This is a genomic window from Cellvibrio sp. PSBB006, from assembly GCF_002162135.1.
Lineage (GTDB): Bacteria > Pseudomonadota > Gammaproteobacteria > Pseudomonadales > Cellvibrionaceae > Cellvibrio.
This window is the reverse complement of the sequence record NZ_CP021382.1, coordinates 5,175,442-5,191,386: the sequence shown is the minus strand read 5'-3', so window position 1 is coordinate 5,191,386 and position 15,945 is coordinate 5,175,442. Positions and strand designations below refer to the sequence as shown.

Annotated in this window: 17 protein-coding genes; 8 read left to right on the top strand and 9 right to left on the bottom strand. The window is 52.3% G+C overall.

Annotation, left to right across the window (positions count from 1 at the left end; all coding sequences use genetic code 11):
• Positions 1–37: 37 nt before the first annotated feature.
• The 3 genes from CBR65_RS21645 to CBR65_RS21635 all read right to left on the bottom strand — a co-directional run bounded on the left by CBR65_RS21645 (position 38) and on the right by CBR65_RS21635 (position 3,114).
• Positions 38–1,312, bottom strand: a complete 1,275-nt coding sequence (locus tag CBR65_RS21645) for a valine--pyruvate transaminase (RefSeq protein WP_087468789.1) — start codon at positions 1,310–1,312, stop codon at positions 38–40.
• Positions 1,313–1,359: 47 nt separating this feature from the next.
• A complete protein-coding gene (locus CBR65_RS21640) occupies positions 1,360–1,725 on the bottom strand; it encodes a response regulator (protein WP_087468788.1) in 366 nt (121 codons plus the stop codon).
• Positions 1,726–1,860: 135 nt separating this feature from the next.
• Entirely contained in the window at positions 1,861–3,114 is a 1,254-nt protein-coding gene (locus CBR65_RS21635; protein WP_232461280.1) for a YihY family inner membrane protein, read from the bottom strand.
• 68 nt (positions 3,115–3,182) lie between these two features.
• Between CBR65_RS21635 and arsC the strand changes: the two genes are divergently transcribed.
• The 4 genes from arsC to sppA are packed head-to-tail and all read left to right on the top strand — an operon-like array spanning position 3,183 to position 6,544.
• Positions 3,183–3,527, top strand: coding sequence for an arsenate reductase (glutaredoxin) (arsC, locus tag CBR65_RS21630; protein ID WP_087468786.1), 345 nt, complete (start codon positions 3,183–3,185; stop codon positions 3,525–3,527).
• A 48-nt stretch (positions 3,528–3,575) separates the two neighbouring features.
• Positions 3,576–4,175: an NAD(P)H:quinone oxidoreductase gene (wrbA, locus tag CBR65_RS21625; RefSeq protein WP_087469213.1), complete on the top strand. Its 600-nt coding sequence runs from the start codon at positions 3,576–3,578 to the stop codon at positions 4,173–4,175.
• A gap of 23 nt (positions 4,176–4,198) precedes the next feature.
• Positions 4,199–4,615 (top strand): DUF2069 domain-containing protein, encoded by a 417-nt coding sequence (locus CBR65_RS21620; protein ID WP_087468785.1) that lies wholly within the window; start codon positions 4,199–4,201, stop codon positions 4,613–4,615.
• Positions 4,616–4,669: 54 nt separating this feature from the next.
• On the top strand, positions 4,670–6,544 hold the full coding sequence (gene sppA / locus CBR65_RS21615) for a signal peptide peptidase SppA (RefSeq protein WP_087468784.1): 1,875 nt from the start codon (positions 4,670–4,672) through the stop codon (positions 6,542–6,544).
• A 32-nt stretch (positions 6,545–6,576) separates the two neighbouring features.
• On the opposite strand, the gene CBR65_RS21610 is transcribed toward sppA, so the two are convergent.
• The 4 genes from CBR65_RS21610 to CBR65_RS21595 all read right to left on the bottom strand — a co-directional run bounded on the left by CBR65_RS21610 (position 6,577) and on the right by CBR65_RS21595 (position 11,738).
• Entirely contained in the window at positions 6,577–7,650 is a 1,074-nt protein-coding gene (locus CBR65_RS21610) for a diguanylate cyclase (protein WP_087468783.1), read from the bottom strand.
• Between the two features lie 132 nt (positions 7,651–7,782).
• The gene (locus tag CBR65_RS21605) at positions 7,783–9,564 is read right to left on the bottom strand and encodes a glycoside hydrolase family 9 protein (RefSeq protein ID WP_232461278.1); all 1,782 of its coding nucleotides are present in this window, start codon (positions 9,562–9,564) and stop codon (positions 7,783–7,785) included.
• Positions 9,565–9,817: 253 nt separating this feature from the next.
• Positions 9,818–10,549, bottom strand: a complete 732-nt coding sequence (gene hda / locus CBR65_RS21600; RefSeq protein WP_232461277.1) for a DnaA regulatory inactivator Hda — start codon at positions 10,547–10,549, stop codon at positions 9,818–9,820.
• Between the two features lie 22 nt (positions 10,550–10,571).
• Positions 10,572–11,738 (bottom strand): DUF2066 domain-containing protein, encoded by a 1,167-nt coding sequence (locus tag CBR65_RS21595; protein WP_157672184.1) that lies wholly within the window; start codon positions 11,736–11,738, stop codon positions 10,572–10,574.
• Positions 11,739–11,955: 217 nt separating this feature from the next.
• Between CBR65_RS21595 and purM the strand changes: the two genes are divergently transcribed.
• The 4 genes from purM (at position 11,956) to CBR65_RS21575 (ending at position 15,065) form a co-directional block, all read left to right on the top strand.
• Entirely contained in the window at positions 11,956–13,017 is a 1,062-nt protein-coding gene (gene purM / locus CBR65_RS21590) for a phosphoribosylformylglycinamidine cyclo-ligase (protein ID WP_087468781.1), read from the top strand.
• A complete protein-coding gene (gene purN / locus CBR65_RS21585; RefSeq protein ID WP_087468780.1) occupies positions 13,017–13,670 on the top strand; it encodes a phosphoribosylglycinamide formyltransferase in 654 nt (217 codons plus the stop codon). Before purM ends, purN begins: the two co-directional genes overlap by 1 nt.
• Before the next feature lie 160 nt (positions 13,671–13,830).
• Complete coding sequence (locus tag CBR65_RS21580) at positions 13,831–14,547, top strand: DUF3108 domain-containing protein (protein ID WP_087468779.1); 717 nt, start codon at positions 13,831–13,833, stop codon at positions 14,545–14,547.
• Between the two features lie 35 nt (positions 14,548–14,582).
• A complete protein-coding gene (locus tag CBR65_RS21575; RefSeq protein WP_087468778.1) occupies positions 14,583–15,065 on the top strand; it encodes a peptidylprolyl isomerase in 483 nt (160 codons plus the stop codon).
• A gap of 42 nt (positions 15,066–15,107) precedes the next feature.
• Here CBR65_RS21575 and CBR65_RS21570 read toward each other — a convergent pair whose 3' ends face one another.
• Positions 15,108–15,293, bottom strand: a complete 186-nt coding sequence (locus tag CBR65_RS21570; RefSeq protein ID WP_087468777.1) for a hypothetical protein — start codon at positions 15,291–15,293, stop codon at positions 15,108–15,110.
• Between the two features lie 42 nt (positions 15,294–15,335).
• On the bottom strand, positions 15,336–15,878 hold the full coding sequence (locus CBR65_RS21565; RefSeq protein ID WP_087468776.1) for a hypothetical protein: 543 nt from the start codon (positions 15,876–15,878) through the stop codon (positions 15,336–15,338).
• Positions 15,879–15,945: the final 67 nt, after the last annotated feature.

Genomic DNA, 15,945 nt, shown 5'->3' with positions numbered 1-15,945 from the left:
GCTTTCTGCTTACGTTGTTGTCGGATTACGCCTTCGGCTAATCCGACCTACGTGGGAGCTGCGCGTTGTAGATTGTACGGATTTCGTCGGCGATGATGCTTGCGCCCTGCTCTACGGTTTCGGGGCTCTGGCAATAGGTAACGCGAATACATTCCTGACTGTGCTGCCAATGCCCATCTAATCCCGGAAAAAAATGATGTCCGGAAACCACCAACACGCCCCGCTGTTTTAACCGCTGGTATAACGCTTCACTGCTGATTGGCAAACCTTCAAACCACAGCCATAAAAATATGGCTCCTTCGGGTTTGTGAATACGATAAGGCAAACCCGCCAAGGCTTCCTTAAAAACCTGGACCGCATGTTCCATCCGCGCTTGATAAAAAGGCGCGACCACCGTGCGGCTCAAATGCAGAATTTGTTCATCCTGCAACAACTGGCGCGCCAGCGCCGGCCCGAAGTTACCGCACGCCAGGCTCAGGATCGTGTTGGCTTTGGTAAACGCATCAATCACTGTCGGATTGGCAATCACAATGCCTGTTCGGGCACCGGGTAAACCGAGCTTGGATAAACTCAATACGAGTATCGTATTTTCATTCCAGTGTGGCTGGCCATCGACAAACAGGATATTGGGAAAAGGCGTGCCGTAGGCTCCGTCCACAATCAAGGGAACTTTATGCTGTTGCGCCAGTTGATCCAGCTGCGCCAATTCATCATCACTGATGACATTGCCCGTCGGATTGGTGGGACGGGAAATACACAAAGCGCCAGTTGCCTCAGTGATGTGCAACTGCTGAAAATCCACATGATATTTAAAAAAATGATCGGGCAGGATTTCGATTTCCGGTTTTGCCGAATGAAAAAAATCTGCACTGATCCCCAGGTCACTGTAACCCAGGTATTCCGGCGTTAATGGCAATTGAATGTGTTTGTGTTGGCCGTCGGCGAACTCACCGGCGAATAAATTAAACAACACAAAAAAAGCGGATTGACTGCCGTTGGCCAGTGCTACGTTCGCGCGTGTAAGCGGCCAACCATATTCGCGGGATAACAGTTTTGCTACCGCATCCAATACTTCAGGGTCACCCTGGGGCGGCTGATAAATGCCTAATAATTGATGGCGCAGTTGCGCATCGTCCAGCGTTTTTGCCAGCGCTTCTTCAAAGGCCAATTCCATAGCCGGAATTCTTGCCGGGTTACCGCCGCCCATAAAGATCATGTCGGGATTGACACGCAGCGCCTCGCCCAAGTCATCCATCAAACTGATAATGCCGGCATCGCTGCTGAGCTTGGTACCAAATCGGGAAAATTGCATGAACGCTAATCGCTGTCAAAAAAATAGCTATATTGAGGAGGCCGTTCCTACAGCAATCCGTAGGTGTGCAGGACGTCCGCGAGTTTTTCGGGGTTGATGGGCTTTTGAATAAAATCGAGCGCCCCCAAATGAATCACCCGCGCGCGCGCCGAAGGCTGGATATCGCCGGAGATCACAATGACGATGCATTTGTGGCCTTCATCGCGAACGGCTTCGAGCACCTGATAGCCATCCATATCCGGCATGGTGAGATCCAGAAACACCATCTCACCCTTGCCTTCACGAATGGCTTGTAAACCTTCCATGCCATTGGTGGCATAGGTGATTTCCACATCCCAGCCCGCCGGCAAGGAGCGCGCTACCTGCTTGCGCGCCATCATTGAATCGTCACAAATCAACAGAGGAATAGCCATAGTCAGTCGTTATCATGGATGAATGTCTGGATCGCATCGCAAGCGATGAATGGGAAATACTTTGAATTATAGTCAGTCCGTTGAAAATGACGTTAACAAATCTTTGTTTATAACCGGTTAACGCGCCGGCGCGGATCAAGCGTCAGCAGCGGCGACTTTGGCACTATCGCCACTCTCATCAAATAAGCCTGCCACACTAATGGACCAACGCTCACCGGCAAATTCATCGATCGCCCCAAGGTGTGCCTGGGCCGCAGCCAACCAAGGCAAGTCATCCAGCCCGGTCACATCCGGCGGCAACTGGCGAGACAGCTTTAACATGCCCGCTAATTCAGCCAGGCTGAGCTGATACAGGTCGTAACACAGCACGAAATCCCCTTGGCTGGTGGCTGTAATCAATCGCCCGCTTTGCAAAGTGTCGCGAATACGCCGCCATTGTTCCGATGACAGGCCGATTTGCAACAGCTCACGATTGCTCAGGCTGAGTCCCTGGGCTGATGCCTGACGAAACTTCCACAACACCAGCAACGTGGCCAGCAGGTCGGGATAGCCGCGATCCTTAAGCACAATCTGGTAACTGCCGATGGTGTGCACCAACACAGCGCCGCCCAGGACAACCATCCAGATCATGTTGATCCACAAAAGAAACAGCGGCACTAACGCAAAGGCGCCATAGATCAATGTGAAAGATGAATTGGTAACAATCAAACCAAAAAGCACTTTGAGGATTTCAAAGACGATAGCCGTGACCAAGCCACCGATAGCAGCATCCGAAACCGGTACCTTGCAATTCGGCACCGCAGCAAACAGGAGCGTGAAAGCAGCGGCACTGAGCAGGATGGGTAAAAACTGGAACACCCAGGTCACCAGCCCGAGGCTGTCGTATTCATCCATCAGCAAGCGCAATGACGCCACATATGTACTGATGGCCAGGGCAAATCCCAACAACAGCGGTCCGAGGCTAAGGATAGCCCAATATAAAAGGAAGCTGACAATCCCCCGTCGCCCGTACTTGACGCCCCAGATCGCGTTGAAATTTAGCTCGATATTTTTCAGCATCAGGTAGGCCGACACCACCAGAAACGCCACACCGATTGCCGTCAATTTACGCGCTTGATGGGAAAAGTCCTGTAAATAACCGATCAATGCCTGCTCGTTGTAAGGTAAGGCATGGGTAAAGATCAGCGACTGGAGTTGTTCTCCGACGCCTTCAAAAGCCGGGATGATGGAGAACATGGAGTAAGTCACGGTCATCAGCGGCACGATGGCAAAGAGCGTGACGTAGGTGAGCGACGCCGCACTTTTCTGGCATTCTTTTTGTTGGTACTGCTTGACGATCAGCTCGATAAACTGCCGGGTTCGTCGCCAGTAATGGTGCATTTTATTCATACTGACAGGTGGGGCCATGATGAGTTAAATGGTTATAATCGCCGCTCGATACATAACTGAGGTTAACGATGATCACACTCTACCACAACCCGCGCTGCTCCAAATCCCGTCAGGCACTCGCCCTGCTACAGGCACATGGCATTGAGCCGGACGTTCGACTGTATCTGGAAAATCCGCCCACCACCGCCGAATTAAAAAAGCTGTTGGTAAAACTGGGGATCGGCGCACGCGACCTGTTACGTACCGGTGAGGATGCTTATAAAGAATTGAATCTCAAAGATGAGCGTCTCAGCGACACAGCCTTGATTAAAGCCATGGCTGCCCATCCAAAACTGATCGAACGCCCGATTGCCATCAAAGATGACCAGGCGGTGATTGGCCGTCCACCGGAAAACCTGTTGGCTTTACTGTAGGATCCGGCGTTCCCCGCTTATCAATGACACATTAAAGAAGACACAATGATGGCTACTCCTTACGTTCTGGTGCTGTATTACAGTCGTTATGGTGCAACCCTCGCTATGGCGCAACAGATTGCCCGTGGAGTGGAACAGGTTGCCGGCATAGAAGCCCGATTACGGACGGTACCGGCAGTGTCAACCACGATTGAAGCAACGCAACCAGCAGTCCCGGACACGGGCGCAATCTATTGCACGGAAGAGGATCTGAAACACTGCGCCGGTTTAATACTCGGCAGCCCTACCCGCTTCGGCAATATGGCAGCACCCATGAAATATTTTCTCGACGGCACCAGCAGCCTGTGGCTCAACGGCGACCTGGTCGATAAACCCGCCGCTGTATTTACCTCCACCGCCAGCTTGCACGGCGGTCAGGAAGCGACGTTGTTGTCGATGATGTTGCCGCTCCTGCATCAGGGCATGGTGATTACCGGCATTCCCTATACAGAAGCGGCATTGAACCTCACCCGCACGGGCGGCACACCTTACGGCGCATCTCATCTGGCTGCAGGCGATACGCCATCCAGATTGAGTGACGATGAAATAACGCTGTGCCAGTCCCTTGGCAAACGCGTCGCGCGCCTCGCCGCGCAATTGCACGCCTAATTAATTTCCAGAGCAGCAAAATAATGTCTGAAAAAGAACCCCTGATTATCACCGAGGACCAGGCCCGCGTTATTCAGCGTAAATTACGCGGCATGCAGCGAATATTTTTTATCAGTTATGGCGCGCTGCTGGTGTTGTTTGTAATGAACAACCTGATGGATGCCGATGGCAGCCTGAAACTGTGGCTGGTGCAAAGTGTTCCCTTGCTGATTTTTATCCCCGGCCTGATGCAAGAGCGCTATCGGACTTACAGCTGGATTTGCTTTGTGATCCTCGTGTATTTCACCTGGTCCGTAGTGAATAGCATGTCACCACTGGTGCGCTGGCAGGACATTGCGGTGGTCGTACTATCGGTCACTATTTTTATCAGCGCGATGATGATCAGCCGCTGGATGCAATATTGGCAATACTACCAACGGCAACAAGCCGCCGTTGAATAATCCCTGCCTTTGGGCGCTGCATTAACTTCCATTGATTTCCTGTTAACCGTAAGGATGTATAACGTGGACCACTCCCGCCAACAACGCACCCCCGGCCCCTTCAGTCGATTTATATCTGGTCTCTGGTCACTACTGACCTGGATACGGATCGCCGTATTCAATCTGATTTTTCTGTTTATTGTGTTGGTGATTGTCATCGCACTGGGCACGCAGAAAACACCCGTACTGCCCGCCGAATTCGCGTTGCGTGTTGCACCCAGCGGCATGCTGGTCGATCAGCGCAGCCATGTTGATCCGGTCAGCTTGTTACTCAGCGATGTGAGCCCGGAAGAAAGCGAAACCGTTGTGCGCGAGCTGGTAGAAGCCATTAATGTTGCCGCTGAAGATGAGCGCGTCACGACGCTGGTTCTGGAGCTGGATTACCTGTTGGTTGGCGGTATCAGTAAATTGCAGGAAATCGGTCAGGCGCTGGAAAATTTTAAAGCCAGCGGTAAAAAAATCATCGCCTACGGTGACAACTTTACGCAAGACCAATATTACCTGGCCAGCTATGCCGACACGATTTATCTGAATGATATGGGCGCAGTCCTGTTGACCGGCTACGGTACTTACCGCAATTACATCAAAGGTACCCTGGATAAACTCGACATTCATTTTCACGTATTCCGCTCAGGAAAATTCAAGGACGCGGTGGAACCGCTGCTGCGTGAGGATATGTCTGCAGAATCCAAAGAACACAATTCCCGCTGGCTAGGTGAACTCTGGGCGCAGTACACACAACAGATTGAACAGGCGCGCGATTTACCCAGTGGTTCGCTCAATAACTTTATCAACACCATGGATACCAAATTGCGCGATGTTGGCGGCAGTAGCGCACAACTTGCACTGGAAAATGGTTTAGTGGATGAACTCAAAAATTATCAAAACGTTCAGCAACAACTGATAGAACAATTGGGCAAAAGTGATGCGGGCAATTATTACAAGGGGGTCGACGCCAGCGTGTATCTTGCCGATGTGAAGCGCACGCAGTTACCCAAAGCCGACAAGATCGGCTTGTTGGTAGCCTCCGGTAATATCCTTGATGGGCACCAACCGGACGGCAGTATCGGCAGCCAGACATTGGCCGAGATGCTGCAAAACGTGCGTGAGGAAAAAGCCGTAAAAGCGCTGGTCATTCGTATCGACAGTGGCGGCGGCAGCTCCTTTGCATCGGAAGTGATTCGCGATGAAATTCAGGCAACCCGCGAGGCCGGTATTCCAGTGTTTATCTCCATGGGCAGCCTGGCTGCATCGGGCGGTTACTGGATCGCGGCGGCGGGCGATGAAATCTGGGCAACACCAACAACCTTGACCGGATCGATTGGCGTCTTCGGGGCGTTTCCCACGGTGGAAAAAAGTCTCGCCAATATCGGTATCACGACGGATGGTGTCGGCACCACGACTCTGGCCGGCGCCGCTCGTCCTGACCGCGAGCTGTCGCCTCAAGCCAGCGACATTATTCAATTAACCGTCGATCATATTTACCAACGTTTCATTAATCTGGTGGCGGAAGCGCGCGATGCAGAACCGGCGGAGATTGAAGCCATTGCCGAAGGACGGGTATGGAGCGGTGCCGCGGCGCAACAACTGGGTTTGGTGGATCAATTGGGTACGTTGGAAGACGTGATTGCCGCTACTGCTCAGCACGTCGCGCTGGACGAATACAGTGTAGAGATTATCAGTCGGCCGCTTTCATCCCGCGAAGCCCTTTTACGCCAACTCGTCGGTAGCCACGTCGGCATGCTTGCACCCAAAACCCTGCTGAATAATGTCACTGCACTGGAGGTGCAACAACAGCTGTTGCCGTTACTCAAACCACTGGCGACACTCAGCAAGATGAATGATCCCCATGCGGTTTATGCGAGCTGTCTGGATTGTGTAGCGCCCTGAATATATGAACCAATACGCAAAGGAATGCTGGTTTATTCACGGTACACGCAGGTTCGATTGCGACCGGCGGCTTTAGCGTCGTAAAGCGCTTTATCCGCCGCGTTGAGCCATTCATCAAAATCTTTGGTTGAGCGGGATATCTCCGCAATCCCCAGACTGATCGTGCACTTCAATGATTGCTTTTCCCCCAGCGGTTCTTTCGCCACGGCAAGGCGCACGCGTTCAGCGATTTCCTGTGCGCATTGCGCATCGGTTTCCGGCAAAACAACCGCGAATTCTTCGCCGCCATAGCGACCGAGAATATCAATGCTGCGCAAATTAATTTGCAACAGATAACTCAGGGCCTCCAGAACCTCGTCGCCAATACTGTGGCCGTATTGATCATTTATTTTTTTAAAGTGATCGATATCCAGCATGATCAGAGACGCCGGATTTCCCTGTCGACGGCTGCGTTCAAACTCTTCGGCTGCACGCAATTGCCAATAACGCCGGTTATACAATCCCGTCAGGCCATCGGTACGGCTCAACAATTTCAAACTGTTTTTTTGTTCGTGCAGACGCGTGGCAAAACTGTAGGCCATCATGCCCACGGCCAGGGGGTGCACAATCAGAAACGGCATTGAGGCAATCACAACCGTGAGACTGCTATCCCATTGCGGATACCAACCAAAGATCGCCACCCCCAGTAGCAAACCGGTTAACTGCGCCAGCAAACCAAAACCAAAAAAACGTCCGCCCGAAGTGGCCATGTTGTTCATACTCAACATGGTTAGCACCAGAACGCTGGGCAGAAGATTAAATGCCATGGCCGCAACCCACAGGCCGCCACAAAACGAATCAAATAATAATTGACGCTTGCCGGTGGCAAAGGAGTCGGAGACGCGCGTTGCATAGAGATAGGCAATATGTGGCCAGGCAAAGGCGTACATAATTAATAAAAACCAAACCCAAAAGCCGTAAGAGAGAGGAACAAGCGCGGCGCCTACTGAGAAAAAACCCAAGCCAAGCCCGAGTATGCGAGCTGGATAAACGCGCCGGGCAAAACGACGACCGACAGGCGCTGGCTGAGAGGAAGAAGAGGTATCTGCCATCATCGGTTTATTCACCGGTGCTCCAGATAAAGGTATGTTCGTTTAAACATAGCCAGCTTTAGTTATTAAGGCAATTTGCCGGATGGCAGAGGCGGCTCCCTGGTGCAGGATCAACAGCCAGTGCTGACTGTTGATCCGCAATCAAATTTATTGTTCCGTCAGGGCTTGCAGGGCGCCGGATACATACACCAAAGGCGCGTTCCAGTTGATGGCAATTTCATTGCTGGCATAACTGCACCAGTGATCCAGATAAGATTTTGCCGGGAGATCCGAAGGGTAATTGACGGGACAGTCCCCTGCATCCTGCTGTCCTGCGTGGGGGCCACCGGCCAGAAAACCGGGTATAGGCGCTGCAATACCGTCAGCCTCGGAGGGACGATGGTGAATATACTGCGGCGTTTTAACACCGTATCCCGTCACGAATGAAAAATCCGTCGGGTTGCGTCCCAGCACATAATCCAACAGGGACTGCGCAGCCCCCAGATAGTCACTGTTGCCATTTAGCCGATAGCCCTGCAACAACATCATGGCCTGGTTCAGTGCCACCGAATTACTGCCCCACACAAAATTCTGTTGCTGCATAGGCACGGCATAGGCCGACGCTTCCCAGTCCGCTAATAACGTGTCGGCCAGCGCCGTGATGCGTTGGGTAATCAGAGTCTTGTCAGCCACCTCTGACAAGGCATTGCGATGATGCGCCAGGGAAACCCAGGCCAATCCGCACACATCCCCCCAGGAAGGCACGGTGGCCTGCACTTGCGTCGGGTTCATCCCGGTGTAATAAGCCTCTTCACCGGTGGTGATATAGAGCTCAGCCGCTGCCCAGGCACGCTCGTCAGTCAATGTGGCATCACCGTAGGCGCCCGTCTTGATGTCAGTCGGTTGTACGTAGGTAATGGCCGGATTTGCCTGCGCCCATTCCCAGGCAGACTCCGCAGCAGCCAGCATCTCTGCTGAAAGTTGTGCGTCAAAGGGTGCATAGACACGACTGGCCACGGCCATTACGGCTGCGAAATTGAGGGTTGCTGAGGTGCCCTTCTGCACCACATAGCGCTGGGTGCCGGTTTCGTGGGGCATAACAGCGCCGTCGAACTCCTTGTCGGTGAGTTTGTGGTAAACGCCACCGTCATTGGGGTCCTGCATATCCAGCATCCATTCCAGGTTCCATAAAATTTCGTCGAGCAGGTCCGGCAGCGTGTTGTCGCTCTCGGGAATGTTAAGGTTCTGGCCCTGGTAGTACGCCGGAAAATGTTCATAGGCAGCAAGCAGGCTGTAGGTGGAAATACCGGAATTGACGATGTACTTGTTGTAATCTCCCGCGTCATACCAGCCTTTGGGCGCCTGAATAACCGTGCCTTCCGGTCGCTGAGGCGAAGCCGCTGAGACGTGCACCTGCACATTGGTATCCGGATGGCCGGCAGGCCGTGCATATATACCGGCATGCGCTTCCAGTAATGCCGTGCTGGCGCGATTGAAATAGAAGGCTTTAATAGCCGCGTTATTCAGGGCTTGATAGATATCTTCCGCAATACGAAAACGGTTGGAGTCAGCGATACCAGCCACGCGCATCCGGTATTCACCGGGTGTCGTAAAGCTGGAGAAATCGGCCAATCGAACGTTATCGCCCGCCGGTGCCCAGGTTGCGGCGTCACCCAAAGTGCCGGTAAATACCTCCGTATCCGAGTCAACGGCAATCAGCGAAAAACTGTCCCCCGCGCCTGACGGCACCACAGCCAACTTTTGCGCCAAGGGTAAAAAGCCCAGCTGATTAACCTTGATCGTTGCACTGGCTGTGGCCACAGAACTGCTACTGGCAGATGAACTGATCTGAGGCGGCTGATCGCCATCACCACCTTTGCTACCACAGGCCACCAACAGCCAAGGCAGACAGGCCATTAATATCGATAGGTATAGTTTGCGCAGATTCATGGGCATACTCCAAAAGATCGATCAGGCGCGAGCCCGATCTGGTTGAGTTTATGTTGTTATCTCAAGGTTTCAGGGCGCCTAGTGTGCGCGATTCATCAGGTATTTCTTAGCGCAATAACACTTCTTGACCCCAGGGGCTAAAAACCTAAAAGAAAAGCGAACAGAAAGCGCCCGAACTTTTGTCAATGCGTAAAAGCGGTCGAAGGGATGTTTCCGATGCAGGTATGACTATTCTGAAACCCGATGGCGGGGGCTATATATTCAGCACTTTTTTCACGAAGGGGATGGTCAGTTTGCGTTGCTCTGCCAGGGAGGCATGATCCAGACGCTGGAGCTGGCGGAAGAGTTCATTCATATCACGCGGCAGACGTTGCAGGATGTAATGGGCCACCTCGTCATTTAATTCCATGCCCCTGGCACGGGCCCGACGCTGTAAAGCTTCCTGCTTTTCGTCGTCGCTCAGCAGTTGGACCTGATAAGTCATCCCCCACTGTAATCGTGATCGCAGGTCTTCCAGATGAATCGGTAATTCGCGGGGACTCTGCTCAGCGGCCACCACCAGACATTTGCCACTTTCGCGCAGACTGTTATAGAGGTTGAACAACGCCAACTCCCAGTCCGGGCGGCCCGCGACCGCCGTCAAATGATCGATACACAAGTAATCCAGCGTCCCCAGATCAGCGAAAAGTTCGGCGGGCGCATAACCCGCAAGATCTGCCAGTGGCAGATACTGCATGCTCATTCCCCGCGACTGGGCATAGTGACAACCGGCCTGCAAAAGATGCGTCAGTCCACTGCCGGAGGCGCCCCAGAGATACACAAAGGTTTCTCTGGTGACTTCTGTCGGACCACCTGAGATCTGGTCACGCATAAAGGCAACCACTTCCGCATTGTGAGAACCGGCAGGAGCATAGAAATTATCAAAGGTGGCGTCATCATTCAGACTGACCCCCAGAGATAATTGTTGTGGTATATGCGTCATCATCAGATCATCCACCGACTCACGGTCAATCCTGCCAACGATATACCAGTGGATTAGCCAGGGAACCGCGTGCCTGGGGAAAACCGCTCAGTTCACTGCCACCCAAACCATCGGCGCCAGTATCCATGCCATTGGTTGCTGCCGGAGGTCGATAGGCCTCTACGGGTTGCACGGTAATGGATTCAGATTCCACCGGGAAAAGCTTTTTCCCCAATTCCAGGGTACTGAGCAACAACGACAGGTCACCTTCGGTATGCAGGCGGATCAACAGGCGATCCTGTTGTGCGGTCATCATCTCCACCCAGGTGACCATCGCCAGACCTTCGAGGTAACGTTGCACTTTCTTGTAGGTCGCAAAGTCGCGCACATCCCCAACCCGAATGACAATCGCACCTGAACCGCCTTCGCTGGGGGTGATGGCATAAAGCCGGGCAAAATAGTCGGCGGTGGTATTGATGGCCTGCACAAACAGACTGGGGATTTCGGCACTTTGCGTATCAAAACTCTGGTTCGCAGAAGCGTGCAACAGCTGCCAGTTGGCACGCCATAACCCACCGGACTCACGATAGCGCCCCACCAGAATGGCGTCTGGTTTATAACGCTCTGACGCAGCACGAATGCTCGCGTCATCCATATTCCATAGGCTGTCCGAACCGAGGGCGATGTTGTCTTCAAAATCGTGCATAGGCAACAACAAGGGTATGCCGCGCAAGGCTGCCTGATCATAAAGCGCCTTACGCGCTTCATCTTCCAATACCCGATGAGTGGTGCCGGAAGCATCGGTCATGATTTGCCACACAAGCAACTTGGGGCGATTTGCTGGCCACAACGGCAAGCGTGCTTCGCGCAGGAGCTTTTCAATGGCTTGAGGGGAAAACTTGAGGATGAGCTTGATCGCCCGAACTTGCTGACCTTCGACTTCAAGTTGCTCGTCGGTAGAGGCATAGCTGTATTCATACAGATAACCCTGGGCCTGACTCAATGCCTCGCGCACCTTGGGGTGTTCCAGAGCGGCGCTGTCACCGGACACTCGCCAGATAACTTCACCCAGGCTGACGCGCATGGCGGTGTTGCGCTCTGCCTGAGACTGGGAGGTCACCAGGGCTTCCGCACGATATACCTGGACTACCTGCTCGGCCATGCTGGTGGCTGTGCAGACACTAAGCAGCAAAAACGTCAAAAGTCGTAACAAAATCTGCCCCTGAAACAATCCTGGTGAAAAGAATATACGCATGGCTGATCAGACAGCGCGGCGAAAGTTCGGCATTGTAGCAGGCAATAGCGCGGAACGAAGCGACCTGATTCGATATTTGCGGCCAGCGCGCGCCATCAATACCACCCTAAGCAGCGATTAGCTGGTAGAATGGCGGCCTTTTTTTGAAACCCTCTGCGCGAGCGAATCCCACTCTATGAGCGAACAACAACCTCCTGTCACTTCCCTGAGTTACAAAGATGCCGGCGTTGATATTGATGCCGGTGATGCCCTGGTCGAGCGAATCAAAGGGGTAGCCAAACGTACCCGCCGCCCTGAGGTGATGGCAGGTCTTGGCGGTTTTGCGGCCCTGTGTGAAATCCCCAAGGGATATCGCGAGCCGGTTCTGGTTTCGGGTACCGACGGCGTGGGCACCAAACTTCGTTTGGCTATGAATCTGGGCAAGCATGACACCATCGGCATCGACCTGGTGGCTATGTGTGTCAACGATTTGGTGGTAACCGGTGCCGAACCGCTGTTCTTCCTCGACTATTACGCCACCGGCAAGCTCAATGTCGATGTTGCCGCTGCGGTTGTTTCCGGCATTGGCGACGGGTGTGAAATGGCAGGTTGCGCATTGGTCGGCGGCGAAACTGCCGAAATGCCCGGCATGTATGAGGGCGAGGATTACGATCTGGCCGGTTTTTGCGTTGGCGTGGTGGAAAAGTCCGCAATTCTCGACGGCAGCCAGGTTAAAGCCGGTGACGCATTGATCGCCATAACCTCCAGCGGCCCGCACTCAAACGGCTATTCTCTGGTGCGCAAAATCATTGATGTGAGCAAAGCGGATCTGAACCAGGATTGTGGTGGCAAACCGCTGAGCGATGCATTGATGGCGCCGACACGTATCTATGTCAAATCCGTGTTGCGCTTGATTAAAGAATCCCGTGTGAATGCACTTGCACATATCACCGGCGGTGGGCTGACTGAGAACATACCGCGTGTTTTACCGGATGATTGCAAAGCCGTTATCGATACCCAAAGCTGGGAGTTACCCGCTGTTTTCCAATGGTTGCAACGCAGTGGTAACGTAGCAATGCGGGAGATGTACCGCACCTTTAACTGCGGTGTGGGCATGGTTATCGCTGTGCCTGACGATGAAAAAGACAACGCATTGAAGATTCTTGCAGACGCCGGTGAAACACCTTTTGTTGTGGGTTATATCGCCAAGGCGCAAGCGGATGAAGCGCAGGTAGAGTTACAGGGGCTGGCCGTTTAATGAGTTCACCACGCACACGTGTTGTTGTATTGATCTCCGGCAGCGGCAGTAATTTACAGGCAATTATTGACGGCATGCAGAACACTGAGCTGCCTATCGATATTGCCGCTGTCATCAGCAACCGCCCTGCCGTGTTCGGCCTGGAACGCGCCGAAAAAGCCGGTATTCCCGCTCTGGTTCTGGATCACAAACAATTCGATGATCGTGAATCATTTGATCAAAAGTTGGCGCAACTGATTGACAGCTATCAACCGGATTTAGTCGTGCTCGCCGGCTTCATGCGCATCCTTACCACCACTTTTACCCGACACTATGCGGGACGCATGTTGAACATTCACCCCTCATTGCTGCCCAAATACCAGGGTTTACACACCCACCAACGGGTGCTGGATGCGGGTGAAGCTGAACACGGTGTGACTGTGCATTTTGTCACAGAGGAGCTTGATGGTGGACCGGCGGTTATACAGGCTAAAATTTCTATTGAATCGGTAGATGATGCGGTCAGTCTCGCCAAACGGGTTCAACAGCAGGAACACATTATTTATCCACTTGCGGTGAAATGGTTTGCTGAAGGTCGCTTGCGTATGGATGACGGTGCGGTATTTCTGGATAACGAACTTTTACCGCCGTCCGGTTATCTAATCAATGCATGACAATGTGGTGGGTGTGCCCAGCGGAAATAACCACGATCACTTTTTTATCCGTAGCATTCATCACAAACGCTGATTGTTGCGTTTTTTACAGCAAAGCTATTCGTTGCGGAATTTTTCATCGAAGACCCATTCGTCGCAGAATCATAAGGATTGCCTGACTATGCAAAAAAAACATGTCTTACTGTTCTTATTTACCCTCTGCTTTGCTTTCGCCTCCCGTGCAGCCGAATTGCCCAAGAGTTTCTCCAATGAATACACGTCCACCGCGCTGGGCTTCAAAGTCACCGTCACCCATTCGCTAACACCGCAAGACGATGGCACCTATCTGATGCGTTTTTTTGCGCGGTCCTGGTTTGCCAGCATTGACGAAACCAGTCGCTTGCGTATCGACGAAGAAAAGCAGCAGATCATTCCCTTGCATTACAAATACGCACGCCGAGTCCTCGGTCGTGATCGCGATGCAGAGTTAACTTTTGACTGGGCCACAAAAACCGTCACCAACAATGTGCAAAATACCACCTGGAAGATGGATATCGCACAGCGCGTGCAAGATAAGCTCAGCTATCAGCTGCAACTGCAACAGGATCTGGTCAACAATAAGGAAGAACTGGTTTACCAGATTGCCGACGGCGGCCGCTTGAAAGAATACGGTTTTGAGATCGTCGGTGAAGAAATGCTTGAAACCCCTTTGGGCAAGGTGAATACGGTTAAAGTCAAACGCAGCCGCGAAAATGACGACCGTGTCACTTATGCCTGGTTAGCCAAGGATTGGGATTATCTGTTAGTGCGCCTGCAACAGGAAGAAGACGGCGATGCTTACACCATTTATCTCGGCAAAGCCGAAGTCAACGGCAAGAAAATTAAACGTTTTGATTGACGTCATCTTTAAACCACAACCCCAAAAGGCTTTTTATGAATATCTCCAACAACTGCGTTGCCAGTTTTCACTACACCCTGACAGACAGCACTGGCAAAGTGTTGGATTCCTCTGAAGGTCAGGAGCCGCTTTCTTATCTCCACGGTGCGGGAAACATTATCCCCGGTCTGGAAAAAGCTCTGGTAGGAAAAGCGGTGGGTGACAAATTAAACGTGTCCGTAGCTGCCGCCGAAGCTTATGGCGAGCGCGACGATGCCATGGTCCAACAACTGGATTCCAGTATGTTTTCCGGTATTGATCAAATTGAAGTGGGTATGGAATTTCATGCCGAAACCGAACACGGTTTACAAGTCGTCACCGTCACCGGTGTGGAAGGCGATCAGGTTACCATTGACGGCAACCATCCCCTAGCTGGTGTTGACCTGAACTTTGATGTGGAAGTCACTGATGTGCGTGAAGCGACTGAGGATGAAATCGCTCATGGCCACGCTCATGGCGCCGGCGGCCATCACCATTAATAAGTAAATGATACGGGCCGTTTAGCGGTCCGTATCGCTTATTTATTTAGCCTCTACCTTTTGTTCGCCGCATCGCTCACATTTATACACAGTCACCAGTTTTCCCTGCTTCACGTCAAACTGCTTTTCCTTCACCACCGCCCACTTATGAAAACCACTGCGACATAAGGTTTTTCCCTTGTGTTTTTCAAAAGGACTCTTTCTTTTAAAGGGCAGGATGTCGGCCATACAGGTACCGAAGGGGTGAATGTGGTGGAAATTTTTTGGCGTTTACCAACTGAAGACGTCGTCTTCATCCGGTGCATAATAACGATCAGCCGTAATGGCATCCACCGGTAATGTATCAGCCAATAATCGATTGACATCGTTTTGCACGATATCGATGAGTTTCAACTCTTCATCGCGATTCATGGATTCCACCAGGGCATTACCCCAAATGGCCACATGGCGGGTAAAGATCTTACGGGTATTGGTTTTTTTTGCCCATTCACCGGCAATGGCGCGGCCAACAGCGTACATCTTGGTATCCACTTCCTGCGCGACTTGCGGATTCTCTATCTGCACAACCAGATCCTGCGTCACGTCCAGCCACCCGCGACGGTACAGCTCCCATCCCTCGTAATAGCGTTTCACCCAGACCAGATATTCATCCAGGGTTTGCTCCTGCTGATTCCGCAAATCCTCTGCGTAAATCTGCTCAAAATAAGCAAGGGATGGTGCGCCTTCGGGCCAGCTGCGGTGAACAGTTTGTTGTGTGGCGCACGCCGTCAGCAGGACGAGTAGCGCCAGAGATTTAATGAGCTTGATAATCATGAAACCAAAAGATAGTCAGTGAGATGCCAAATGAGGCGGTACTTTACCACAGCTGTGTGACCGGATG